Origin of the sequence: Marmoricola sp. URHB0036 (assembly GCF_000426045.1) — a bacterium.
GTDB lineage: Bacteria > Actinomycetota > Actinomycetes > Propionibacteriales > Nocardioidaceae > Marmoricola.
In genome coordinates this window covers 702,194-726,240 of record NZ_KE384490.1, presented here as the reverse complement: position 1 = coordinate 726,240, position 24,047 = coordinate 702,194, and the positions used below count along the sequence as shown (strand labels likewise).

Here is a 24,047-nt window from a genome sequence, read left to right as displayed (position 1 = left end):
GGCAGCCCCGCCGGACGCACACTCCCAGGTGTGCCTGACAGCGAGCGTGGGCGCATGAGTTCCGATCCGACTTGTGGTTCGAGTTCTGAGCCGATCCGCACCGGGCATCCGGTGCTGCGGTTCGCCCGCCAGCTCACCGGGCGACTCGACGAGGTCGCGGCTTCTCCGGTGTGGTCGATGACCCCGGCCGAGCAACGTGACTCCCTGCGTGAGCTCGCGCGAGCCGAAGCACAGCTCGCTGCGTTGCGGTTGCGGGTGCTGGCCGAGGCCGACCGCTCCGGTGCCGGAAGTGAGCGTGGTGCGCCCTCGGCGGCGGACTGGGTGGCCATCGAGACCCGTCAGACCAGGATCAGCGCGCGATCGGACCTGAAGCTGGCTGGGGGGGTGGAGGGCTACCCGGTGCTCTCGGCGGGCATGGATGCCGGGATCGTGAACCTCGCTCAGGCACGCGCCATCACCACCGCCCTGGACCGGCTGCCGAGCTCGGGTGAGTTCGCGGTCTCGGGCGAGCAACGCGCACAGGCCGAGGCCCACCTGGTGTCGTTGGCGGCGCACTACGACGCCCACGAGCTCGCGGTGCTGGGCAGCCGGCTCTTCGAGGTGATCGCCCCCGACCTGGCCGAGGCCTTCGAGGCCAAGGTGCTCACCGACCAGGAAGCAGCCGCAGCCCGACGGGTCACCCTCACCATGCGCGAGGACGACGCCGGCACCTGCCACGGCCGCTTCCGCATCCCGACACTGCACGGCCAGTGGCTGCGCAAGATGCTCCTCGCCCTGAGCTCACCCGTGCGCGCCACCGCCACCGACAACGACATCGACGTCGACCAGACACTGCCCACCGAGGTCCGCCACGGCCACGCCTTCTGCCAGCTCATCGAGGCCGTCCCCGCCAAGTCCCTGCCCAAGGCCGGCGGCAGCGGCGCGACCATCGTGGTCACCATGAGCCTCGAGCAGCTCCTCGCCGACCTCCACGCCGCCGGAGTCTGCAGGCTCGACACCGGCGGACACATCACCGCCGCCCAGGCCCGACGCCTGGCCTGCACCGCAAGCCTCATCCCCGCCGTCCTCGGCGGCAGATCCGAAGTCCTCGACCTCGGCCGCACCCGCCGCACCTACTCACGTGCCCAACGCATCGCCATGGCCATCAGAGACCAAGGCTGCACCGCCCAGCACTGCGACCGCCCACCCGCCATCTGCCACGCCCACCACAACACCCCCTGGGCACACGGCGGCCACACCGACCTCCACGACGGCCGACTCCTCTGCGGCCACCACCACCGACGCATCCACGACCCCGCCTACACCCACCAACACCACCCCAACGGCACCGTCACCTTCCACAGGAGGACGTGAGCGCTGGAGTCAGCAGAAGCACGGGCACAGGCGGTGCGAGAGTGGACTGATGGATCTGGGGTTCCGGGGTGAGGTGGCCGGGTTCTACCAGCGCTACCGGCGTGGTTATCCGCCGGCGGTGATCGATGTGCTGGTCGACGTCCTCGGACTGACGCCGGCCGATCTGGTGGTGGACCTGGGGTGCGGCACAGGGCAGCTCAGCATCCCCGTGGCCCGCCGGGTGGGAGCCGTCCTCGGAGTCGACCCCGAGCCGGACATGCTGGCTCTGGCCCGCCGAACCGCGGACGAGGCCGGGGTCCACAACACCAGCTGGATGGTGGGATCCGACAGGGAGGTGACCCGGCTTCGGGCCGTGCTGGGTCAGCGCAGGGTGGCTGCCCTCACCGTCGGCCAGGCCCTGCACTGGATGGACCATCGGAAGCTCTTCTCCTCCGCCACGCCCATGCTCCGTCCCGGAGGCGGGATCGCGGTGCTCACCAACGGCATTCCGTTGTGGCTCCAGGACAGCCCGTGGTCACAGGCCCTTCGCCAGTTCCTCCAGGACTGGTTCGGGACGACGCTGCAGCGGCGATGTGGGAGCGACTCCGCGACGCAGCTCGAGTACGCCGATAGCCTGAGAAGCGCAGGGTTGGTGGTCACCGAGTCCGTCGTCGAGTACGCCGACGAGCTGACCCTCGAGCAGATGATCGGCGGGGTCTACTCGGCTCTCTCTGTTACCCAGCTGCCTTCCGCGGAGAGACGGCCGGCGTTTGACCAAGGCCTGGCCGACGCTCTCGCATCCCACGGCCCCTTGGTGGAGAACGTCCCCGTGGCGATGATCATCGGACACGTTCAGGAGTGACGCCCCGGCTCAGCGACGGGCCTCGATGAGGTGCCTGGTCGAGTGGGCGACGAACGCCCCCTCCTCCCGGATGAGGGCATCGAGCTCGACCAGCTGGGCGGCGTACCGCTCGACGGTGAAGCCAGGCACCCACCACACGCACTTGCGCAGGATCCAGACAACGGCGCCGATGTCGAAGAACTCCATCCGGCAGCGCGCTGTCCGCAGGTCCGTGATCGTGAGGCCGGCCTGCTCGGCGGCGTCCGCCTCGCGGCGTGGGTCCCTGCCCTGGCGCTGCTCGGGCAACGGGCCGAGGAAGAACTCGATGAGCTCGAAGGCAGACGCGGGACCGACGTGCTGCGCGAAGTAGGCACCGCCAGGAACCAGCACACGGTGGATCTCCAGCCAGTTCGGTCGCACCGGGTGCCGGGAGGTGACGAGGTCGAATGATCCGTCGGGGAAAGGCAACCCCTCGCCGTCGCCCGTCTCGTGGACCTCGACGCCTCGGGGCTCCAGAGCGGCCCGAGCGCGAGCTGCGTTGGGCGGCCACGCCTCGGTGACACACATCCGCGGCGGCAGCGCGGGCGCTTCTGCCACCACCTCTCCCCCGCCGGTGTCGATGTCGAGCGCAGCCCCCGCCTCGCCCAGTCGCGCTGCCAGCATCCGCGCGTATCCCCACGGCGGTCGCTCTTCGGTGGCTCTCCCGTCGAGCCAGCCGAATCCCCACCCGGTGACGTCGGCTGCCTCCGCTTCGCCCACCAGCTCGTCGAAGGAACGCACGCCCTGATTCTGCAGGCCGCCGCGACGGGCGAGGTCAACCGGTCAGGCGCTGGCGTAACGCTGGCGGCCGGTGACGCCGCCACCGGCCCAGTGACCGATGTCGAAGATGAAGCCGAGCACGACGAAGGCCCAGCCCCAGCCGCCCACCCCGGTGACCGGGTTGTAGGCGAGGACGTAGAACAGGGTGGCGTAGGGGAAGACGATCAGGCCCAACAGTGGGACCAGGAAGCCGTCGAACGCGCGGTCCACCAGGTTGGAGAAGATCCAGATCAGGACCAGTGCGACCCGCGGCGCGAACCCGGCGAGCAGTGCGAGCAGGCATCCCATGGGATGGAGTGTGGTCACAGCCGGACCACGACGCCCTCACCCGACCCGGGTGAACACCCCCGCGAGGCGTCCGGGTCAGGCGGTGCCGTACCTGCGGTTCCGGCTCGCGTAGGTCTCGATGGCGGCCCACAGGTCGCGGCGGTCGACGTCTGGCCACAAGACGTTGCTGAACACCATCTCTGAGTACGCCGCCTGCCACAGCATGAAGTTGCTGAGCCGCTGCTCCCCCGACGTACGCCAGACCAGGTCCGCGTCCCCGACCTCGGGGACGTAGAGATACCTCGCGAAGGTGCGGTCGTCGATGCGGTCGGGGTTGAGCCGGCCGGCCGCGACGTCGCGACCGATCGCGCGCGCAGCGTCGGAGATCTCCGCCCGGCCGCCGTAGTTCACGCACATCGTCAGGGTGAGTACGTCGTTGTCGCGGGTCAGCTCCTCGGCGACCTGGAGCTCCTTGATCACCGAGCGCCACAGCCGTGGCGCCCGGCCGGCCCAGCGCACCCGTACGCCGAGCTCGTGCATCTCGTCGCGTCGACGGCGGATCACGTCGCGGTTGAAGCCCATCAGGAACCTGACCTCGTCGGTCGAGCGCGACCAGTTCTCGGTGGAGAACGCGTAGGCCGAGATGGCCTTCACACCGATCTCGATGCCGCCCTCGACGACATCGAACAGCGAGTGCTCGCCCTGCTCGTGACCGGCCGTCCGGGGCAGGCCACGGTCAGCCGCCCAACGACCGTTGCCGTCCATGATGATCGCGACGTGCTTCGGCACCTGGTCGGCCGGGATGTCTGGTGGCGTGGCGCCGGACGGATGCGGCTCCGGGGCACGTACGGCGGCACGGGCGACCCTCTTTCTCGAGCCCTTGCTGAACCTGGGCACCGCTCACCCTTCGCCGACGTACGGCAAGGATCGCAGGCCGCGCTCGAGGTGCCAGGCGACGTACGCCGACACCAGGCCGCGGCCCTCACGGCGGTGCCGCAGCTCGGCGGCGTCGACCACCGTCCAGTCACCGGCCAGCAGCGCGCCGAGGAGGTCGAGGGTCTCCCTGGCCGGGCTGGCCGACCCGGGGACCTTGCAACCCGGGCACAGCGACCCTCCGGCAGCGGGGCTGAACGCGCGGTGCGGACCCTCGAGCCCACAGTTGGCACAGGCCGAGAACGACGGCGCGTAGCCCGCCACGGCCAGTGAGCGCAGCAGGAAGGAGTCGAGCACGTCGTTGGCGCGGTGCTCGCCCGACGTCATCGCGCGCAGGGCGCCGACGAGCAGGAGGTACTGCTGCACCGACGGCTGCCGCTCCTCCGAGACCAGCCGCTCGGCCGTCTCGAGCATCACGCTCGCAGCGGTGTAGCGGTCGTAGTCCTCGACGATCCGGGCGCCGTAGGGCGAGCGCGTCTCGGCCTGGGTGATCATGTCGAGGTTGCGACCGACGGCGAGCTGCAGGTCGACGTGGGTGAACGGCTCGAGTCGCGAGCCGAAGCGCGAGGTGGTGCGGCGTACGCCCTTGGCCACGGCGCGGACGATGCCGTGCTGGCGCGTGAGCAGCGTGATGATGCGGTCGGCCTCTGCCAGCTTGTGCGTGCGCAGCACGATGGCTTCGTCGCTGTACAGGGGCATGCCGGCCATTGTCCCCCGCGGCCCCGACAACCGGCTGCGACCCGCCGTCGACGGCTGGGCGGGACGCTCAGGCGGCGGGGACGAGCGGAGGGTCCGCGAGCGGGAGCCGCACCTCGAAGGTGGTGCCCTTGCCGAGCTCGCTGGTCACCGTGATGCTGCCGCCGTGGGCGTCCACGATCGTCTTGGTGATCGAGAGTCCGAGTCCGACCCCGGGAATCGCGTCGGTCAGTACCCCGCTCCCGCGGAAGAACTTGTTGAAGATCTTGCTCTGCTCGGACTCGGAGATGCCGCGACCGGTGTCGCGGACCTTGACCACGGCCACGTCGCCGTCGCGGCCGACGCTTCCCACGACCCGACCACCCGCCGGGGTGTACTTGATCGCGTTGCTGAACAGGTTGTCGAAGACCTGCGCGAGCCGCTCGCTGTCGCCGTTGATGTCGAGCTGGGGTCCTGCCTTGGCCGTGTCGAGGTCGAGCTCGAGCCCTGCTGCCGTCGCGGCCTTGCGCGCCTCGACCGCTGAGCGTTCGAGCAGCTCGGTCACCGAGACGCGCTCGACGTCGAGCACGGTGGCGACCGACTGCAGCGCGGTCGAGAGCAGGTCGTCGACCAAGCGGTGCAGCCGGCGGGCATTGCGTTGCACGACGAGCAGGTAGGCGCGCGCGTCGTCCGGGAGGTGCTCGGAGTCGTCGAGGATCACGTCGGTGTAGCCGACGATCGAGGTCAGCGGCGTACGCAGCTCGTGACTGACCGACGCGACGAACTCTTCCTTGATGCGCGAGGCCACGACCAGCTCGGTGATGTCGTGGTAGGCCAGCACCGCACCGCCGAACTCCCCGTTGTTGCGGAAGTACGGCGAGGAGGAGACCGCCAGGGCCCGCCGCTCGGCCGGCACCTCCCCCACCCAGATCAGGTAGTCGCGGAAGGTCTCGCCCTGCACCGCCTTGGTCGTCGGCATCTCCGCGCTCGTCAGCAGGGTCGCGCCGTCGGCGGCGTACACGAAACCCTCCTGGCCGGCCATCCCCCGGTGCCCGTCGGGGTAGGCCAAGGCCATGAACTCCTCGTGGCGCGGGTTGGTCGAGTCGTAGGCGCCCTCGGCGTCGAGCGCGACCAGCCCGACGTCGACGCCGTTGACGATCGTGCGCGTCAGCCGTCGCTGCTCGATGACGTCGGCCATGGCCAGCTCGAGGCGCGCGGTGGTGTTGCGCGCCTGCTCGTACTGCGCCTTCCAGAGGTCGCCCACGAACGCGACGGCCGCGGAGCAGATCACCGCCATCAGCGTCATCTGCGAGACCCGGGAGAGGGCGTCCATCAGGGTGAGGCCCAGGAAGAACATCGTGGGTACGACGAAGGTGGCCGCCACCACGACGGTGGTGATGATGACGCCCTTGCGGCCGTACTGGAGCCCCAGCCAGATCGACGGGAACACCACGGCGACCGCGATGGCGGTGGGCTCGGAGAAGCGGTAGATGCCCAGCGCCACGATGTCGAGCACCGGGAGCGCGATCGTCCACCGATGGCTGAGCCGGTCCAGGCCGATCAGCACCGCGCCCACGGTGGCAACGGCGACGATCAGCGTGGCGACGATGAAGTAGGCGTCGAAGCCGACGCCGAGGAACATGCGGAGCACCAGCTCCATGACCACCGGGAGGAGGAAGAGACCCTGGGCAGCACGAGGATCAGCCTGCTCCCCAGTCAGGAGCTGCTGGATCTCCGAGACCAAGGACGAGCGCGACGGCATGGCCGGCTGCTACCTCCCGACGATGTGTCGTGTAGCGGCAGATTAACGCGACTTGCCGGCCGGCACAGGCAAATTTCACCGGTTCTCAGGTCGTGACTCAGCCGGGTGCCCACGTCGCCGCGGCGTCGGTCTCGAAGCAGCGGGTGACGAAGTCGGTGGTCAGTGCGTTGAGACGTGCCGGCCGCAGCCGCCACTCGAGGATCCCGTGCGCCTCCACGAAGGTGCTGTCGGGCAGCTCCTCCGCGAGCATCGCCGCGTCGGCCGCCGGGTGGATCGGGTCACGAGGGTGACCCACCACGAGGGCCGGTGCCTCGATCCGCCGTCGCAGTCTCGAGGACGGCGCGATCCGGCCGAAGAAGATGCCATGGATGGCGGCCGCCATCGGGCCGGGGCGCTGGTCGAGGGTGTCCAGGGCGATCCCGGTCCAGAACGGTACGACGCCCCGCGGCACCGCCCGGGTGACCACGCGGAGGCCGATGATCGAGAGCGGCAGGAACCGCGAGAGGAACAGCAGCGGCGCGAAGGCGAGGATCCCCGCCTCGAGAGCGTTGTCGAGGACCGGCATCTCCGCGATCAGCCCGCGGACCCGCCCCGGCGCCAGGGCCGCGACCTCGAGCGCCACGTTGGCGCCCAGGGAGGTGCCGCCGACCACCGCCTGCTCCGCACCGAGCTCGTCGAGGAGGGCGATGACCTGTTCCCCGAAGGCCGTCATGGAGTACAGCAGCGGGTCGTCGGGACGATCCGAGCGGCCGTGACCGAGCAGGTCGAGGGTCACGACGTGGAAGCCGGCGGCCGCCAGGTGGCGCGCCAGTGGCTGGTGCATGCGGCGCGGCATCAGCTGGCCGTGGAGGAGGACCACCCAGCGGCCGCCACCGCCGTACTCGGTGAACTCCAGCCGGTGGCCGTCGTGGAAGAGCTGCCCGATCCGCTCGGAGACGAGGGTCATGGGGCACACCTTGGCATGCAACGGGTCCCACCAGTGGTCCAGTCCGCGACGCGGTCCCGGCCAATCTGCGGGCGTTGGTCCCGCCGGTGGGCGAGAATCGTGCCGTGGAACGGGACACGAGCGCGTCGGTGCGACCTGCGCTCGTACCCTGCCTCGTCCTCCTCGCCTACCTCGCCGGTGCGGCCGCCCTGCTCGTGGGGCGCCACTCCGGCGCCACGGCGGCGTGGTTCCCGGCCGTCGGAGTCGGAGTCATCGCGCTGCTCGTGGCGCCCCGGCCGCGGTGGCCGGTGACGCTGGCCGCCCTGACCGCCGCCTTCGCGCTGGCGAACTTCACGGCCGGGCGGGACGTCGGCGTCTCCCTGTTGCTGGGCCTGGGCGACTCGGTGGAGGTCGCACTCGTCGGGTGGCTCGTGATGCGGTTCCTCGCGGGTCGCCTGCGCGACGTCAACGACGTCTGGCGACTGTTCGCGATCGCCACCGTCGGTGCCGTCGTGGGCGGGCTGCTCGTCTCACTGGCGTACGCCGCGATGATCGACGACTCCTCCTTCCGCACGACGCTGGGCCTGGTGGTGCCCTCCCACGGCGCCTCGGTGATGCTGCTCGCGCCCCTGGCCCTGCTCAGCCACCGGTCCTGGCACCAAGCCTGGACGGTGCGCCGCGTCGAGCTCGTCGCGCAGTTCCTGACCCTGGCCACGGCCACCCTGCTCACCCTGGCGCCCGGGCACCTGACCCTCGGCTTCGCGCCCCTGCCTGTCCTCGTCTGGGCGGCCGTGCGGTTCAGCCCCTGGGTGGTGGTGATCGAGCAGATCATCTTCGCGGTCGCCATCTCACTGCTCACCCAGCTCGGCGGCGGCCCGTTCGCCGACATCGTCAACACCTCCGCCGCGGCCAGCAGCACCCGCTACGCGCAGCTCTACATCATCTGCGTCGTACTCATCGGCCTGCCGCTCGCGATCGCCATGGAGCAGCGGGAGCGTGCGGTGGCGCGCCTGGTCACCAGCGAGCGGATCTTCCGGCGCAACTTCACCGAGTCGCGCATCCCGATCGCGCTGCTCGTCCTCGAGCAGGACGGGGCCAGGCTGGAGGCCAGGTTCGAGGCCAGGTTCGAGGACTGCAACCAGGCCACGGCCGTCCTGCTGCACCGGCCCGTGGAGGAGCTGGTCGGTCGACCCGTCGCCGCCCTGCTCGAGTCCTCCGACCTCGTCGACGCCGTGGCCGCGATGGGGGCCGGTGAGGTGATCGGCTGGACCGGTCCGGTCGGGGTGGTCGGGCAGCCACGCACGAGGTTGGAGACGACCCTCTCGCTGCTCGAGAGCGACGAGGAGCGCGCGTCGTTCTCGCTGCACATGGTCGACGTCACCGAGCCCCTCGAGCTCCAGGAACGGCTCCAGGCCGAGCGCGACTACACCCGGTCGGTGATCGACACCGCCAGCAGCATGATCGTGGTCACCGACGTCGAGGGAACCATCATCGTGGCCAACCCGGCGCTCACCGCACTGACCGGCTTCACCGAGGACGAGCTGGTCGGACGCCCCTTCTGGGAGAAGCTCATCACCGAGGACCAGCGCGAGGAGGCCTCCCAGATCTTCGGCGATCCCCGGCAGCTGCCCCGCGAGGGCGAGGCACAGCTCCGCACCAAGGACGACGGCCGGCGGCTGGTCGTGTTCTCGGCCGACGTCTACCAGGCCCACCCGGACTCGCCGACCAGCTATGTCATCTCGGCCACCGACGTCACCGCTGCCCGCGAGCACGCCGGCATGGTCGAGCACTTGCTCCGGTCGGCTCGCACGATCGCCTTCGTCGGCACCGACCTCCTGGGCCGGATCACGCTGTTCAACACCGGGGCCGAGCACATGCTCGGAGTGGCAGCCGAGGCGGCGACCGGTCGTGACCTGGTCGAGTTCATCGCCCCCGAGGACCTCGAGCGCTACTCGCACGACGGTGGCGAGGCGGCCTTCGACGGGATCGTCGAGCACGCCGCCGACGAGCTCACGCCGGAGACGCGCGACTGGACCTGGCTGCCGTCGGGACGGGCGCCGATCAAGGTGTCCATGACGACCAACCCGGTCACCGACACCTTCGGGCACGTCATCGGCTACCTGTTCGTGGCCACCGACATCACCGACACCCGGCGCAGCCAGGAGATCCTGGTCAAGGCACTGCGCCGCGAGCGCGAGGTGGTGGCTCGGCTCAAGGACCTCGACCGGGCCAAGGACGACTTCGTGTCCACGGTCAGCCACGAGCTGCGTACGCCGATGAGCAGCATCATCGGCAGCGCGGAGATGCTCGGGGAGGGTGTGCTGGGCGAGCTGCTCCCCGAGCAGCAGCGGATGGTCAACGTGATCTCCCGCAACGGCGACCGGCTGCTGGCCCTCGCCGACGACCTCTTGGTGCTGGCCACCTTCGACCACGACTCGTGGCAGGACCTCGACAGCCAGATCGACCTGCGCGTCGTGGTGCGGGAGAGCGAGCACGCCATCGCCGCGATGCTGTCCACCCGGCAGCTCGAGGTCAGCTACGCGATGCCGGCGGACCCTGTGATGGTCAACGGCGACGCGACCCATCTCGAGCGAGCGGTCACCAACCTGCTCAGCAACGCCGTGAAGTTCACCCTCGACGGCGGCAGCATCCTGGTGAGCCTCGAGGCCGACTCGGCACACCGCTCCGCTGTGCTGAACGTGACCGACACCGGCCTGGGCATCGCCGAGTCCGACCTCGAGGCCGTCTTCGGTCGCTTCTTCCGCACCGCGGTGGTGCAGCGGCACGCCATCCAGGGCTCCGGGCTCGGCCTGGCGATCGTGAAGGCCATCGTGGAGAGCCACGAGGGCCACATCGACGTACGCTCCGCACCCGACGAGGGCACCACGTTCACGATCACCCTTCCGCTCAGCCGAGCGTCGTCCCGTCGTACCGAGAACGACAGCGACCGCGTCAGCCGCGGCTGATCACATGTCGTTGCCGATGAACATCGGGTCGCCACTCTCCGTGCTCACCGAGCCGATTCGCTCACAGGCACCTGACGGGATCTGGCAGTCGTAGACCGTGCTCTCCTGGTCCGAACCCGTGGTGGCCGCGAGCACGGACCCGTCGGTGTCGAAGGTGAACCAGGCCGCGTCCTTGACCTTCAGCCGGATCGCTTGCCCCGCCTTGTCCACCGGCTTGAGCTTCGATGACCAGTACAGGACATGACGTCCGTCGAAGGAGAGCTCGGCGTCGATCTGACCGTGGGCGAAGTGCCAGCGCGCGACCGGGCTGTCCGGGGACGGTGACGGCGCGGAGCCGGACCAGAGGACCCGGCCGTTGCGCACGTCGGCCACCCGGAACGCGCCCGTGCCGAGCATCGACCACGCCCGCTCGCCGGCTGCCTTCTGGTCCCAGACGAAGGTCCCACCAGGAGTACGGACGAACACCAGGCCACGGTCGAGACCGTCGACGCGGACGTCCTTGCAGCCCGTCCCGCTGCACGGCACGGGCAGGGTGTCGACGGCGTGGCCGCTCCGCAGGTCGTAGAGCACCACCGCGACCCCGGCTGCGCTCGGCTGCGTGAAGGCCACCAGCGGAAGCCGCGCGTCGGCCTTGGCCGAGAGTCGCAGACCACCGTGTCGGGGCGGGGTGGGTGCCAGCGTCTGGAAGGTGCCCTCCTGCGTGAGGAGGCGGGCGCGGCTCTCGTGGTCGAAGAACACCATGCCGTACGGCGTGGCGGTCGCGTCGGTGTCGAGGTAGCCCATGTCCCGCTTGGCGAACGACCTCCCGCCGAGCCACAGGCGGCCGTTCTCGTCCGGGCTCGCGAAGGCCCGCAGCCCCGCCGAGTAGTCCAGCTGCCCGACCGGGACGTAGGTCTCCGACCCCGGGCCGACCGGCTGCGAGGACTGGTTGAGGGCCACGGCCGCCGCGCCGAGCACCACCATGCTCGTCAGCCCCGCGGCAGCGACGACGGCGCTCCGCCTGCGCCTCCGCAGGCCACGCCCACGGCGTACGGCCGCAGCAAGGTCGTGAGCCGGCTCGTCCGCAGCCTGCGCGTGTGCGGAGATCGTGCGGGTCAGCTGCTCCTGGAGGCTCATCTGCGATCCCTTTCTGCGGCCAGTTCCGCGGCTGCGGCGTACCGCTGTCGGAGGGTGTCCAGCGCAGCGGACGCTTGTGACTTCACCGTTCCGCGGCTGCAGCCGAGCGCCTCGGCGATCTGCTGCTCGCTCAGGTCCTCGTAGTAGCGCAGCACCAGCACGGCGCGCTGGCGTGGCGCCAGCGACAGCAGGGCCCGCCACAGCTCGTCGCGCTCCACGACCTCGTGGGCCGCCGACTCCGCAGCACGGCTCTCCGGCACGTGACCCGGTCGCTCCAGTCGCCACCAGCTCCGCCTGCGGACGCCGAGCAGCTCGTTGACCGCCATCTTGCGGACGTAGGCCTCGGGCTGCCGGCTGTCCCGCACCCGGGCCCACGACGCGTAGGCCTTCGCCAGTGCCGACTGCACGGCGTCCTCGGCCTGCCCGGCGTCTCCGCTGATCGCGTACGTCGTCCGGAACAGCGACGACCACACGGAGGCGTAGAACTCCGTGTAGGCCGTCTCGTCGGCTCGGCGCACGTGACCCCCCGCAGGTGTTGGTCTGGACACACCGTAGATGCGCCGAGCAGGCCGATCGGTTGGGTCCGCGCGAGGAAAGGGCCCGAGGATCTCGGGGCGTCAGCCGCGGTTGACCGCCGAGATGACCGCCTTGAGCGAGGCGGTGACGATGTTGGCGTCGAGCCCGACTCCCCATCGGATGTCGTCACCGACGGCGCACTCGACGTACGCCGCTGCGATGGCGTCGCCACCCGACGACAACGCGTGCTCGGCGTAGTCGAGGACGCGCACGTCGAAGTTGTCGGGCAGGCCGTTGATGGCGTCCACGAAGGCGGAGAGCGGACCGTTGCCGGAGCCGTGCAGCTCCTTGAGCTCGCCGTCGACGTAGACGTTCACGGTGAGCTGGTCCTTCTCCCCCGCAGCGGAGGAGGTGTGCACCGAGTTGAGCTTCAGGGGGACCTCGCGGGTGAGGTACTCGTGCCGGAAGGAGTCCCAGATCGCGGCCGGGGACATCTCGCCGCCCTCACCATCTGTCTGCTCCTGCACGACCCGGCTGAACTCGATCTGCAGCCGGCGCGGCAGGTCGAGCTTGTGCTCGGACTTCATCACGTAGGCGACGCCGCCCTTGCCGGACTGGCTGTTCACCCGGATGACGGCCTCGTAGGTGCGGCCGACGTCCTTCGGGTCGATCGGCAGGTACGGCGCCTCCCACGGGTGCTCCTCGACGGGATGGCCGGCCCGCTTGGCCTCGTCCTCGAGCGCCTCGAGGCCCTTCTTGATGGCGTCCTGGTGCGAACCGGAGAAGGCCGTGTAGACGAGGTCGCCGGCGTAGGGGTGGCGAGGGTGGACGGGCAGCTGGGTGCAGTACTCCACCGTGCGGCGGATCTCGTCGATGTCGGAGAAGTCGATCATCGGGTCGATGCCCTGGCTGAACAGGTTCATCCCCAGCGTCACCAGGCACACGTTGCCGGTGCGCTCGCCGTGGCCGAACAGGCAGCCCTCGACCCGGTCGGCGCCGGCCATCATCGCCAGCTCGGTGGCCGCGACGGCGGTGCCGCGGTCGTTGTGCGGGTGCAGGCTGATGGTGGTGAACTCGCGCCTGGTCAGCTGGCGGGAGAACCACTCGATCTGGTCGGCGTACACGTTGGGCGTCGCGGACTCGACGGTGGCCGGCAGGTTGAGGATGATCTCGCGGCCGTCGTCGGGCTGCCAGACGTCGGAGACCGCCTCGCACACCTCGAGCGAGAAGGGCAGTTCGGTGTTGGTGAAGATCTCCGGCGAGTACTCGTAGCCGATCGTCGTCTTGGACAGGTTGGCCTCGGAGTACTTCATCACCATCTCGGTGCCACGCACCGCGATGTCCTTGATCTCGTCGTTGGTGGCGCGGAAGACGACGCGGCGGAACAGCGGCGCCAGCGCGTTGTAGAGGTGGATGTTGGCGTGGTGCACGCCGACCAGCGACTCGGTGGTGCGCTCGATCAGGTCCTCGCGGGCCTGCGTCAGCACCGAGATGGTGACGTCCTCGGGCACCTTGTCGCGCTCGATCAGCTGGCGCACGAAGGAGAAGTCGGTCTCGCTCGCGGACGGGAAGCCGACCTCGATCTCCTTGTAGCCCATGGAGACCAGCAGGTCGAACATGCGGTGCTTGCGCTCCGGCGACATCGGGTCGATGAGGGCCTGGTTGCCGTCGCGCAGGTCGGTGGAGAGCCACCGTGGCGCCTGGGTGATCTGGTTGCTCGGCCAGGTGCGGTCGGGCAGGTCGACCGGCGGGAACGGCTTGTACCGCTGGATCGGCATGCCGCTGGCGCGCTGATTGTTCGTGAAGCCTGAGTGCTGCAGAGTCATGAGTTGGGTCCTTCGTCTACTGGAGAGGGATCACCGGGCGCACACACTCTCCGCAGCGAGGAGGTCCGGTGTCCGCTTCTAATCCAGCGGAGTGACCTCGCTGCGGCAGCGAAGGAGGAGGCTGCAGAGCTTCATGAGGTCGCCAGCGTAGCAGCGGCCGTCGGCAGTCGGACCGTGACCGTGGTCCCCTCGTCCTCGATCGACTCCATCTCCACCGTCCCCTCGTGCCACTCGACGACGGTCTGCACGAGCGCGAGTCCGAGGCCGGCGCCCTGGATCTCCCCGGCCATGGAGAGCGAGGAGCGGAAGAAGCGCGCGAACACCTGGTCCTGCTCCTCGGCGGGGATGCCGATGCCGGTGTCGGTGACGCTGAGCACCACGTGGTCGGCGTCGGCCGCGAGGCGCATCGTGACGCGACCTCCGGAGCGGCTGAACTTCACCGCGTTGCCGAGCAGGTTCTGCACCACCCGGTCGAGATGGGCACGGTCGGCCAGCACCCGGGGCAGGCGCGGCTCGGCGAGCAGCCGCAGCTCGACACGCTTGTCGACCGCGAGCGGCAGGTAGGCGTCGCGACACTCGCGGGCGAGACCGGCCAGGTTCACCGGCTGCCGGTCGAGCCGAACCACCTCGGCGTCGTACGACGAGAGGATGAGCAGGTCCTCGACCAGGTCGCGCAGGCGTACGGCGTTGCGCTCGATCACCGACAGACCGACCGAGACGCCCCGCGGCAGCTCGCCCAGCGTGCCCTCGTTCATCACCTCGAGATAGCCGACGATGCTCGTCAGCGGCGTCCGCAGCTCGTGCGACACCGTCGAGATGAACGAGTCCTTCGCGCGGTCGAGCTCGCGGAGGCGTTGCATCGACTCCCGCTGCTGCTCGAACGCGCGGACCTGCATCAGCGACGACACCAGGTCGTGGGACAGGCCTGAGCAGACCGCGAGCTCGCGGGGCTCCCAGCGACGCGGGACCACCGACTGCACGATCACCCAGCCGACGACCTCCTCGCCCATCGCGACCGGGACGGCGGCCATCGACCGGACGCCCATGGCCTCGACGATCTCCGCCGCCGCCTCGTGCCCGAGCCGCGGGTCGTCGTCGACATGGTCGATCTGCAGCGGCTCCTGCCGCTGCGCGGCCTCGATCAGCAGCGCCGTCAGTGGTTCCGGCAGGTCGACGAACGAGCTGGCGCGGGGCAGCCGGGCCACCTCGGCGGACCCGCTCCAGGTGCCCTGCACCGAGGAGTAGCGGCGGGCGTCGACCGGTAGCACCTCGCACCGGTCGGCACCGATCGCCCGACCGACTGACTCGGCCGCGCGGTTGACCAGCTGACCCGAGGCGAGGTCCTCGGTGAGGGCCTGGTGGAGCTCGTGGACGACCGCGGGCTGGTCGGGGTGGTCGAGGAGGTCGGCCTGGACGGTGCGCATCTCGCGCACCGAGTCGTAGAGCTCCGCGCCGGCGCGAGCCTCGACCGACTCCGCCGCCCGCCGGCGAGCTCGCTCACGGCGCAGCTCGCGCCGGAGCCGTCGCACTTCCGCAACAGGATCGGCGGACCCGGTGGGGGTGTTCATCAGGTCCATGACCGCCCAGTGTGCCCCGAAGTTCTCGTGGAGGGGGTGGTGGTCTGGGACACATGACCCCGGATGTCGGGAAAGCGAGGGGGAATTCGCTCCACCTCGGTGTATTTGTCCGCTCATGCGCGTTCCACGTTTTGGCATCATCGGCACATGTCGCGCCTGCTGGTCGTCCACCACTCGCCCACGAGGTCGCTGCGGTCCCTGACCGACGCGGTAGTCGCCGGAGCCCACGACGACGCCATCGAGGGGGTCGAGGTGAGGGTGCTGGAGGCGCTCGCGTTCGCTCGCGGCGAGGCCGACCACGAGGACCTGCTCGCGGCCGACGGCTACGTCGTGGGCACCACCGCGAACCTCGGCTACATGAGTGGTGCGCTCAAGCACGTCTTCGACTCGACCTTCCTCCAGGTCGGCGGTGCGTTGTCCGACGACGGCTCTGCTTCCGGGTCGGAGAGCGGTGCATCGTCCGGATTGGCGACGGCGCGACGGCCGTTCGGGCTCTACGTGCACGGTCGCTACGACACCACCGGAGCGGTTCGTTCGGTGCTGTCGATCACCGGGGCGCTGGGCTGGAAGCAGGGGTACGACGTGCTCGAGGTGATGGGCGACGTGACCGGCGCGGATACCGACTCGGCGTACGAGCTCGGCGGTACGATCGCCGCGTTGCTCGCCGGCTGACGCCGTGCCCTCACCCGACCGAGGAGAACGTGCAGGTGCTCCGTCTTACTCCCTCGGTCCTCGCGGGGGTGGCGGCTCTGCTCGTGCTCGTGACCGCGTGCTCGGCGCCCCTGCAGAAGCAGACGGCAGCCGACAAGACCTCGCCGCCGAAGCTGGGCGCGTGCTACGTGCTGGCCCCGAAGGACACCGACGCGAAGAGCAACACCGCTGAGCCGGTCTCGTGCAGCAAGCCGCACACCGCCGAGACCTTCGCCATCGGCGAGCTGCCGGCGTCGACCGGCAAGGACTACGGCTCGGCCGCGCACGGCAAGTGGATCTTCCCGGTGTGCGAGCGGGCGTTCGAGAAGTTCCTCAGCGTCGATGCCAGCCTGGCGCTGCGGGTGCAGCTGAGCTGGGCCTGGTTCCGGCCGTCGGAGCGAGGCTGGGACAAGGGCGCGCGGTGGTATCGCTGCGACCTCGTCGGTGGCCGGGCCGACGCGACGTCGTACGCCGAGCTGCCACCGACCGGCAAGGGGCTCTTCCGCGCCAAGCCACCCGAGGAGTGGCTCACCTGTGCCGACGGGACGACCGTGCAGGACTCGAAGAAGGTGCCCTGCACCGAGAAGCACAACTGGCGGGCGGTCTCCTCCATCAAGCTCGGGCAGCCGGCCGACCCCTATCCCGGTGACCGGCTGGTGCAGGTGAAGTCGCGTGACTACTGCTCGGACTCCGTGGGAGCGTGGATGAACTACCCCGTGGGCTACGAGTTCGGCTACACGTGGTTCCACGAGGCGGAGTGGAAGGCCGGCAACCGACTGACGGTCTGCTGGGCGAAGACGGACCGGTGAGGCGATGACGACGCGGCTGGGCACCACCATCGTGGTCGTGCTGCTGACCGTGCTGGCCGGCTGCTCCTCGGGGAGCTCGGGCAGCGACGACAAGCCGAGCGGCGGCGCCTCGGCCAGCTCGGCACCCCCGGCGCCCGAGCCACCCGCCGCGGGCAGCTGTCACGACCTCAGCTTCGAGAAGGCCGGCCTCCCGGTCGACTCGAGCGACGCCGTGCCGTGCGGCAGGCCGCACACCACCCAGACGTTCAAGGTCGGCACCCTGTCCGCCCTCTTCGACGGACACCTCCTGGCGGTCGACTCCCCCGTCGTCCAGGCCAGGTTGGGAAAGACCTGCCTCAAGGCCCTGCCGGCGTACGTCGGCGGCGACCAGACCACCCAGCGCCTCGGCCGCCTCGGGGCAGTGTGGTTCGGCCCGTCGCTGGACCAGGCGGACGCCGGCGCCGACTGGTACCGCTGCGACGTCATCGGGATCCGCAAGGAGAACGCGCTGATCACGCTGCCGCGCAGGATGAAGGGAGCACTCGACGCCCCTGACGCCCTGGACCGCTTCGGCACCTGCGGCACGGCCGCCCCCGACGCCGCGACCTTCGAGCGCGTGGTCTGCTCGGAGAAGCACTCGTGGCGCGCCGTCGACGTCGTCGACCTGCCGGCCTCGACCCGCTACCTGGCCAAGGACGCCGCGGCCACCGGCGACTCCGCCTGCAAGGACGTCGCCGCCAAGCGCGCCAACGGTGCGCTCAAGTACACCTGGTCCTTCGAGTGGCCCCCGAGAGCCGACTGGGCCGCCGGTCAGCGGTACGGGTACTGCTGGGTGCCGGAGGCTGGCTGACGAGCGGGGTCGCGGTTTGGCCGGGCGCCCGGCCAAACTGCCAGTGGAGGGGTGAAATTTCGCCCCTCCAGTGAACAATCGGCCGGGCGCCCGGCCAAACCGGGGCTCAGCGGACGGGGTGGCCCGCCTCGCGCAGGGCGTCCTTGACGTCGGGGATGCGCAGGGTGCCGAAGTGGAACACCGTGGCGGCGAGTACGGCGTCGGCGCCGGCGTCGACCGCGGGGGCGAAGTGGTCGATGGCGCCTGCTCCGCCGCTGGCGATCACCGGGATCGACACCGCCGCGCGGACGAGACGGATCAGCTCGAGGTCGAAGCCCTCGGTGGTGCCGTCGGCGTCCATCGCGTTGAGGAGGATCTCGCCGGCACCGAGGTCGGCGGCGCGGACGGCCCACTCGAGCGCGTCGATCCCGGCCGAGGTGCGACCGCCGTGGGTGGTCACCTCGAAGCCGGAGTCGGTGTCCGCGGCACGACGGGCGTCGACGGAGAGGACGAGCACCTGGTTGCCGAACCGGTCCGCGATCTCGGCGACCAGCTCGGGGCGCCGGATCGCGGCGGTGTTGACGGCGATCTTGTCGGCCCCGGCGCGCAGGAGGCGGTCGACGTCCTCGACACTGCCGACCCCGCCGCCGACGGTCAGCGGGATGAACACCTGCTCGGCCGTGCGCGAGACGATCTCCATCGTCGTCGAGCGGCCCTGGTGGGAGGCCGAGATGTCGAGGAAGGTCAGCTCGTCGGCCCCCTCGGCGTCGTACACCTTGGCCAGCTCGACCGGGTCACCCGCATCGCGCAGCTGCTGGAAGTTGATGCCCTTGACCACGCGCCCGGCGTCGACGTCCAGGCACGGGATCACCCGTACGGCGAGGCTCATGCGCGATCCGGCCCAGTTCGACCTCGGGTCAGGTCGAGGGCATCGGTCAGCGTGAACCGACCCTCGTAGAGCGCGGTGCCGATGATCGCGCCCTCGACGCCGTCGGGCACGAGACCCATCAAGGCGGACAGGTCGGCCAGCTCGGTGATGCCACCCGAGGCCACCACGGGACGGTCGGTCTCGGCGCACACCGACCGGAGCAGGTCGAGGTTCGGCCCCTGGAGCATGCCGTCCTTGTTGACGTCGGTGACGACGTAGCGGGCACAGCCCTCGGCGTCCAGACGCGCCAGCACGTCATAGAGGTCGCCGCCGTCGCGGGTCCAGCCGCGGGCCGCCAGCGTCCGTCCGCGTACGTCGAGCCCGATCGCGATGCGGTCGCCGTACGAAGCGATCGCGGACGCGCACCACTCCGGCTGCTCCAGTGCGGCGGTGCCGATGTTGACGCGACGGCAGCCCGCCTTCATCGCGGCCTCGAGGGAGTCGTCGTCGCGGATGCCGCCGCTCATCTCCACGTCGATGTCGAGAGTGCCGACGATCGTGGCCAGCAGGTCGCGGTTGTTGCCGCGCCCGAAGGCTGCGTCGAGGTCGACGAGGTGGATCCACTCGGCGCCCGCCTCCTGCCAGCGCAGCGCCGCCTCGACCGGGTCGCCGAACCGCTTCTCCGACCCGGCGACGCCCTGCACCAGCTGCACCGCCTGGCCGTCGGCGATGTCGACGGCGGGCAGCAGCTCGAGGTGGTCAGACATGGTGCACCTTTCAACGCTTGAACAGGAGGGTGTGCAGGACGGGAGTGCCGAGCAGGCTGACACACAGCACCATCGTGCGCGTCGGCCAGCCGGGCACGAACACCCAGACCAGCACGTTCAGTGCGATCACCAGCGCGATCGTGAGACCGAGCTGCCGCCGGCGGCGTTCGGCCAGGACCCCGGTCTGGCGCGAGTGACGCTTGGGCACCAGTCCGGTGATGGCCCGGGTGCGCGCCGTACGACGCTCACGCTTCTCGGCCTCGCGGGCGCGTGCGGCCCGAACGATCGCCGCCTCGCGCTCGCGCTCCTCGCGACGGCGAGCCCGCTCCTTGCTCACTCAGAGCCCCTCGACCCAGTTGCTCAGCAGTCGAGCACCGGCGTCGCCGGACTTCTCGGGGTGGAACTGCGTCGCGACGAGCGGGCCGTTCTCGACCGCAGCCACGAACCTGTCTCCCCCGTGCTCGGCCCACGTGACGAGGGGTGGGCGGGTGTGCCCGGTCGTCCGCAGGGCCCAGTCGCGGACGCCGTAGGAGTGCACGAAGTAGAACCTGTCGTCCTCGATGCCGGCGAACAGCGCGGAGCCGACGGGTACGTCGACGGTGTTCCACCCCATGTGGGGTACGACGGGCGCCTGCAGCCGCTCGACCACGCCGGGCCACTCGTCACACCCCTGGGTCTCGACACCGTGCTCGACCCCGCGCTCGAAGAGGATCTGCATCCCGACGCAGATGCCGAGCACCGGACGACCGCCCGCGAGTCGGCGTCCGATGATCTCGTGACCGTTGACGGACCGCAGCCCCTGCATGCAGGCCGCGAAGGCGCCGACGCCGGGCACCACCAGCCCGTCGGCTTCCATCGCGTCATCCCGCTTCGCGGACAGGGTGACGTCGGCCCCGGCCCGCTCCAGCGCGCGGACGGCCGAGCGGAGGTTGCCGGAGCCGTAGTCGAGGACGGTGACCCGGGGAGGTGTGCTGCTCAGAGCAGACCCTTCGTGGAGGGCACACCGGTCTCGCGCGGGTCGAGGGCCACGGCGTCGCGCAGGGCGCGGGCCACGGCCTTGAACTGCGACTCGACGATGTGGTGCGGGTCGCGACCGCTGAGCACGCGTACGTGCAGCGCGATCTGGGCGTGGTGGGCCAGGGTCTCGAAGACGTGGCGGGTCAGCGAGCCGAGATAGGCGTCACCGATGCTGACGAACTCCTGGCCCTCGGGTTCGCCGACGTGCACGCAGTAGGGTCGCCCGCTCACGTCGACGGCGCACTGCACCAGCGACTCGTCGAGCGGCACCAGCGAGTCGCCGAAGCGGCGGATCCCCGACTTGTCGCCGAGGGCCTCGAGCAGCGCGTCGCCCAGCACGATCGCGGTGTCCTCGACGGTGTGGTGGGCGTCGATGTGGGTGTCGCCGTCGGTCTGCACGGTCAGGTCGAACAGCGCGTGCCGTCCGAAGGCGGTGAGCATGTGGTCGTAGAAGCCCACGCCCGTCGACACGTCGGTGCGGCCCGACCCGTCCAGGTCGAGCTCGACCAGGACCTTCGACTCCTTGGTCTGGCGCTCGATCCGCGCTGTGCGGCTCATCGCTTCCCTACTTCCATCAGGGCGTCCTTGAACGCCGCCATCTCCTCCGCCGTACCGACCGACACCCGCAGCCAGCCCTCGGGGCCGGTCACCCGGATCAGCACGCCACGGTCGAGCAGTCCCTGCCAGAGTGCCTGACGATCGTCGAGCCGACCGAACAATACGAAGTTCGCGTCGCTCTCCGCGACCTCGAACCCCTGCCCGCGCAGCCATGCCACCGTCCGGTCCCGCTCGGCGCGGAGCTCCTCGACCTTGGCCAGCAGCTCGTCGGCGTGGCGCAGGGCGGCGCTGGCGGTCGCCTGCGTGACGGCCGAGAGGTGGTAGGGCAGGCGTACGACGCGCAGCGCGTCGCAGATCTCCGGAGCCGCCGCGAGGTAGCCGAGCCGTGCTCCGGCGAGGGCGAACGCCTTGCTCATGGTGCGGGTGACGACGAGGTTGCGGTGCCGCGAGAGCAGCTCCAGCGCGCTGGGTACGCCGGCGCGACGGAACTCGGCGTACGCCTCGTCGATCACCACCACGCCTTGGGTCATCTCGCAGAGCTGGCCGATCACGTCGTGCGGCAGCGCGGTGCCGGTCGGGTTGTTCGGCGACGGCAGCAGTACGACGTGCGGACGGTGCTGCTCGATGAGCTGTGCGGCCTCGTCGAGGTCGAAGCCGAAGTCGTCGTGACGACGTCCGGCGACGTAGGTGGTCATGGCGTCGCGGGCGTACTCCGGATACATCGAGTACGTCGGGGCGAAGCTGATCGCGGTGCGGCCCGGGCCACCGAAGGCCTGGAGGATCTGGAGCATCACCTCGTTGGAACCGTTGGCGGCCCAGACCTGGTCGGGGCTCAGCTCGACGCCGGACTCCTGGGCGAGGTAGGCCACGAGTCCCTTGCGCAGCTCGGTGAACTCACGGTCCGGGTAGCGGTTCAGCGAGGCCGCCGCCTGCGCGACGGCTGCGGCGATGTCCTCGACCACGGCCGGCGAGGGCGGGTAGGGGTTCTCGTTGACGTTCAGCTGCACCGGCACGTCGAGCTGCGGTGCGCCGTACGGCTCGACGCCGCGCAGCTCCTCGCGGAGCGGCGGCCAGCTGTCGGCGGTCATGGCTGCGTCGAGTCGGGGTCGAACCGGACGCGGACCGCTGCGCCGTGGGCGGGCAGGTCCTCGGCGTCGGCCAGCGTCATCACGTGACCGCCGACCTCGGCGAGGGCGTCGCGGGAGTACTCGACGACGTGCACCGAACGCACGAACGACCGCACCGAGAGGCCCGAGGAGTGGCAGGCGCACCCGGCCGTCGGGAGCACGTGGTTGGAGCCGGCGCAGTAGTCGCCCAGCGACACCGGGGCCCACGGGCCGACGAACACGGCACCGGCGTTGCGCACCTTCGCTGCGTCGCGAGCGGCATCGGTGGTCTGGATCTCGGTGTGCTCGGCGGCATAGGCGTTGATCACGTCGAGCCCCTGGTCGACGTCGTCGACCAGCACGATGCCTGACTGCTCGCCGGACAGAGCCGTCCGGATGCGCTCGACGTGCTTGGTCGCGGCGACCTGCTTGTCCAGCTCGGCCTCGACCTCGTCGGCCAGCCGCAGCGAGTCGGTGACCAGCACCGAGGCGGCCATCGGGTCGTGCTCGGCCTGGCTGACCAGGTCGGCGGCGACGTACGCCGCGTCGGCGGTGTCGTCGGCCAGGATCGCGATCTCGGTCGGACCGGCCTCCGAGTCGATGCCCACGACGCCCTTGAGCAGCCGCTTGGCCGAGACGGTGTAGATGTTGCCCGGTCCGGTGACCAGGTCCACCCGACGGCACGGGCCGGCGCCGTAGGCGAACATCGCGATGGCCTGGGCGCCGCCGACGGCGTACACCTCCTCGATGCCGAGCAGCTCGCAGGCCGCCAGGATGGTGGGGTGCGGCAGGCCGCCGTGGTCCTTCTGAGGCGACGAGGTCAGCGCGATCGAGCCGACCCCGGCGACCTGGGCCGGGACGACGTTCATCAGCACGCTGGAGACGAGGGGCGCGACGCCGCCGGGCACGTAGAGGCCCACCCGGTCGACGGGGACCAGCCGCTGGGTGACGCGCGCGCCGGGACCCAGGTCAGTGACGACGTCCTGCTCGAGCTCGGCCTCGCAGGTGATCCGGAGCCGACGTACCGACTCCTCCAGACCGGCGCGGACCTCGGGGTCCAGCGCGGCCAGCGCATCGGTCAGCGCCTGTCGCGGCACCCCGATGTCGGTCTGCTCGACGCCGTCGAACGACGCTGCGTACTCCGCGATCGCCTCGACGCCGCGGTCGCGCACGTCGTCGCAGATCGGCCGCACCACGTGCAGCGCGGCCTCGACGTCGAAGTCGGCACGCGGCACCAGGGCGCGGTAGTCCGGGGCGGCGCCGCTGCTGCCACCCCGAAGGTCGATCCGGCGAATCATGGGCCCAAGTCTAGGTGCGCGCGACTGGGCACCCGGACGCGCGCCCAGCGCACGGACTCCCGCCCCGCCGGAGTCCTCAGCCCGTGGTCTGGGGCGTGTCCTCGAGGAATGCGGGCAGCGCACGCACCGCGTCGGGAGGCAGCGCGAGGCCGTCCTCCGCTGCGGGGTTGACCGCGAGCCACAGCTCCTCGCTCGGCCAGCCGGCGGCCAGACCCGCGAGCGGCACGCTCAGCGCGGTCTCGGGGTCCGCTCCGGCCGCACGCATGTTCTCCGCGGAGGTGAACACGGGAACGTACTGGGTGCCGTCCTGCTCGATGACCGGGAGCGCGATCGCGTCCTCGCTCGGCGGCTGCTCCCCTTCGACGGGCGGCGCCTGCGGCAGCAGTGCTGTGCTGCCGGCCAGCTCGCGCAGCAGCTCCTGCGCGGCGGCCTGGGCGGCGGCCGTCTCGGCGCTCGGGTCGGCGCTCTGCTCGGGGCTCTGGTCGGGGCTCTGGTCGGTGGTCGGGAACTGCTGGTCGTCCGGTGCAGACGTGCTCATGTCATTCCTCTCGCGGGGATCAGGGCAAACCTC

At 70.5% G+C, this 24,047-nt stretch carries 24 protein-coding genes; 6 read left to right on the top strand and 18 right to left on the bottom strand.

The window, feature by feature from the left end:
• Window positions 1-54 precede the first annotated feature (54 nt).
• Together H976_RS0123665 and H976_RS0123660 are read left to right on the top strand one after the other, a co-directional pair.
• Window positions 55-1,353, top strand: coding sequence for an HNH endonuclease signature motif containing protein (locus H976_RS0123665; protein WP_081683147.1), 1,299 nt, complete (start codon window positions 55-57; stop codon window positions 1,351-1,353).
• A 49-nt stretch (window positions 1,354-1,402) separates the two neighbouring features.
• On the top strand, window positions 1,403-2,194 hold the full coding sequence (locus tag H976_RS0123660) for a class I SAM-dependent methyltransferase (RefSeq protein ID WP_027863537.1): 792 nt from the start codon (window positions 1,403-1,405) through the stop codon (window positions 2,192-2,194).
• 9 nt (window positions 2,195-2,203) lie between these two features.
• Here H976_RS0123660 and H976_RS0123655 read toward each other — a convergent pair whose 3' ends face one another.
• From H976_RS0123655 to H976_RS28335, 6 genes are all read right to left on the bottom strand, one after another.
• Window positions 2,204-2,953: a class I SAM-dependent methyltransferase gene (locus tag H976_RS0123655; protein ID WP_027863536.1), complete on the bottom strand. Its 750-nt coding sequence runs from the start codon at window positions 2,951-2,953 to the stop codon at window positions 2,204-2,206.
• A gap of 42 nt (window positions 2,954-2,995) precedes the next feature.
• A complete protein-coding gene (locus H976_RS28345) occupies window positions 2,996-3,280 on the bottom strand; it encodes a hypothetical protein (protein WP_051277415.1) in 285 nt (94 codons plus the stop codon).
• A 75-nt stretch (window positions 3,281-3,355) separates the two neighbouring features.
• Window positions 3,356-4,156 (bottom strand): isoprenyl transferase, encoded by an 801-nt coding sequence (locus H976_RS28340; RefSeq protein ID WP_051277413.1) that lies wholly within the window; start codon window positions 4,154-4,156, stop codon window positions 3,356-3,358.
• Window positions 4,157-4,159: 3 nt separating this feature from the next.
• Window positions 4,160-4,891: a DNA repair protein RecO gene (gene recO, locus H976_RS0123640; RefSeq protein ID WP_027863535.1), complete on the bottom strand. Its 732-nt coding sequence runs from the start codon at window positions 4,889-4,891 to the stop codon at window positions 4,160-4,162.
• 67 nt (window positions 4,892-4,958) lie between these two features.
• Window positions 4,959-6,629, bottom strand: coding sequence for a cell wall metabolism sensor histidine kinase WalK (locus tag H976_RS0123635; protein WP_027863534.1), 1,671 nt, complete (start codon window positions 6,627-6,629; stop codon window positions 4,959-4,961).
• A 97-nt stretch (window positions 6,630-6,726) separates the two neighbouring features.
• Window positions 6,727-7,575 carry an alpha/beta fold hydrolase gene (locus H976_RS28335; protein ID WP_081683146.1) on the bottom strand — a complete coding sequence of 283 codons (849 nt, stop codon included), beginning with the start codon at window positions 7,573-7,575 and terminating at the stop codon, window positions 6,727-6,729.
• Between the two features lie 104 nt (window positions 7,576-7,679).
• On the opposite strand from H976_RS28335, the gene H976_RS0123625 reads away from it, so the two are divergent.
• Window positions 7,680-10,520, top strand: a complete 2,841-nt coding sequence (locus H976_RS0123625; RefSeq protein WP_155918675.1) for an ATP-binding protein — start codon at window positions 7,680-7,682, stop codon at window positions 10,518-10,520.
• Here H976_RS0123625 and H976_RS0123620 read toward each other — a convergent pair whose 3' ends face one another.
• From H976_RS0123620 to H976_RS29340, 4 genes are all read right to left on the bottom strand, one after another.
• The gene (locus tag H976_RS0123620) at window positions 10,521-11,636 is read right to left on the bottom strand and encodes a hypothetical protein (protein ID WP_027863532.1); all 1,116 of its coding nucleotides are present in this window, start codon (window positions 11,634-11,636) and stop codon (window positions 10,521-10,523) included.
• A complete protein-coding gene (locus H976_RS28330; protein ID WP_036227703.1) occupies window positions 11,633-12,154 on the bottom strand; it encodes a SigE family RNA polymerase sigma factor in 522 nt (173 codons plus the stop codon). Before H976_RS28330 ends, H976_RS0123620 begins: the two co-directional genes overlap by 4 nt.
• Before the next feature lie 99 nt (window positions 12,155-12,253).
• Window positions 12,254-13,978, bottom strand: a complete 1,725-nt coding sequence (gene leuA, locus H976_RS0123610; protein ID WP_027863531.1) for a 2-isopropylmalate synthase — start codon at window positions 13,976-13,978, stop codon at window positions 12,254-12,256.
• 131 nt (window positions 13,979-14,109) lie between these two features.
• Entirely contained in the window at window positions 14,110-15,555 is a 1,446-nt protein-coding gene (locus tag H976_RS29340; protein WP_027863530.1) for a cell wall metabolism sensor histidine kinase WalK, read from the bottom strand.
• 147 nt (window positions 15,556-15,702) lie between these two features.
• On the opposite strand from H976_RS29340, the gene H976_RS0123600 reads away from it, so the two are divergent.
• Genes H976_RS0123600 through H976_RS0123590 form a run of 3 tightly spaced genes read left to right on the top strand, consistent with a single transcriptional unit; the run spans window position 15,703 to window position 17,883 of the window.
• A complete protein-coding gene (locus tag H976_RS0123600) occupies window positions 15,703-16,227 on the top strand; it encodes an NAD(P)H-dependent oxidoreductase (RefSeq protein WP_027863529.1) in 525 nt (174 codons plus the stop codon).
• Window positions 16,228-16,262: 35 nt separating this feature from the next.
• Window positions 16,263-17,054: a septum formation family protein gene (locus tag H976_RS0123595; protein ID WP_231389034.1), complete on the top strand. Its 792-nt coding sequence runs from the start codon at window positions 16,263-16,265 to the stop codon at window positions 17,052-17,054.
• A 4-nt stretch (window positions 17,055-17,058) separates the two neighbouring features.
• Window positions 17,059-17,883 (top strand): septum formation family protein, encoded by an 825-nt coding sequence (locus H976_RS0123590; protein ID WP_027863527.1) that lies wholly within the window; start codon window positions 17,059-17,061, stop codon window positions 17,881-17,883.
• Between the two features lie 106 nt (window positions 17,884-17,989).
• Here the strand turns inward: H976_RS0123590 and hisF are convergent, their stop codons facing one another.
• The 8 genes from hisF to H976_RS0123550 all read right to left on the bottom strand — a co-directional run bounded on the left by hisF (window position 17,990) and on the right by H976_RS0123550 (window position 24,014).
• Window positions 17,990-18,751: an imidazole glycerol phosphate synthase subunit HisF gene (gene hisF, locus H976_RS0123585; protein WP_027863526.1), complete on the bottom strand. Its 762-nt coding sequence runs from the start codon at window positions 18,749-18,751 to the stop codon at window positions 17,990-17,992.
• Window positions 18,748-19,497 carry a bifunctional 1-(5-phosphoribosyl)-5-((5-phosphoribosylamino)methylideneamino)imidazole-4-carboxamide isomerase/phosphoribosylanthranilate isomerase PriA gene (gene priA, locus H976_RS0123580; protein WP_027863525.1) on the bottom strand — a complete coding sequence of 250 codons (750 nt, stop codon included), beginning with the start codon at window positions 19,495-19,497 and terminating at the stop codon, window positions 18,748-18,750. Before priA ends, hisF begins: the two co-directional genes overlap by 4 nt.
• 10 nt (window positions 19,498-19,507) lie before the next feature.
• Window positions 19,508-19,834, bottom strand: a complete 327-nt coding sequence (locus tag H976_RS0123575) for a hypothetical protein (protein ID WP_027863524.1) — start codon at window positions 19,832-19,834, stop codon at window positions 19,508-19,510.
• Window positions 19,835-20,476 carry an imidazole glycerol phosphate synthase subunit HisH gene (gene hisH, locus H976_RS0123570; protein ID WP_027863523.1) on the bottom strand — a complete coding sequence of 214 codons (642 nt, stop codon included), beginning with the start codon at window positions 20,474-20,476 and terminating at the stop codon, window positions 19,835-19,837.
• Window positions 20,473-21,072, bottom strand: coding sequence for an imidazoleglycerol-phosphate dehydratase HisB (gene hisB, locus H976_RS0123565; RefSeq protein ID WP_027863522.1), 600 nt, complete (start codon window positions 21,070-21,072; stop codon window positions 20,473-20,475). Before hisB ends, hisH begins: the two co-directional genes overlap by 4 nt.
• Window positions 21,069-22,160 carry a histidinol-phosphate transaminase gene (locus tag H976_RS0123560; RefSeq protein ID WP_027863521.1) on the bottom strand — a complete coding sequence of 364 codons (1,092 nt, stop codon included), beginning with the start codon at window positions 22,158-22,160 and terminating at the stop codon, window positions 21,069-21,071. Before H976_RS0123560 ends, hisB begins: the two co-directional genes overlap by 4 nt.
• Window positions 22,157-23,476, bottom strand: a complete 1,320-nt coding sequence (gene hisD / locus H976_RS0123555; protein ID WP_027863520.1) for a histidinol dehydrogenase — start codon at window positions 23,474-23,476, stop codon at window positions 22,157-22,159. Before hisD ends, H976_RS0123560 begins: the two co-directional genes overlap by 4 nt.
• A 76-nt stretch (window positions 23,477-23,552) precedes the next feature.
• On the bottom strand, window positions 23,553-24,014 hold the full coding sequence (locus H976_RS0123550; RefSeq protein ID WP_027863519.1) for an SseB family protein: 462 nt from the start codon (window positions 24,012-24,014) through the stop codon (window positions 23,553-23,555).
• Window positions 24,015-24,047: the final 33 nt, after the last annotated feature.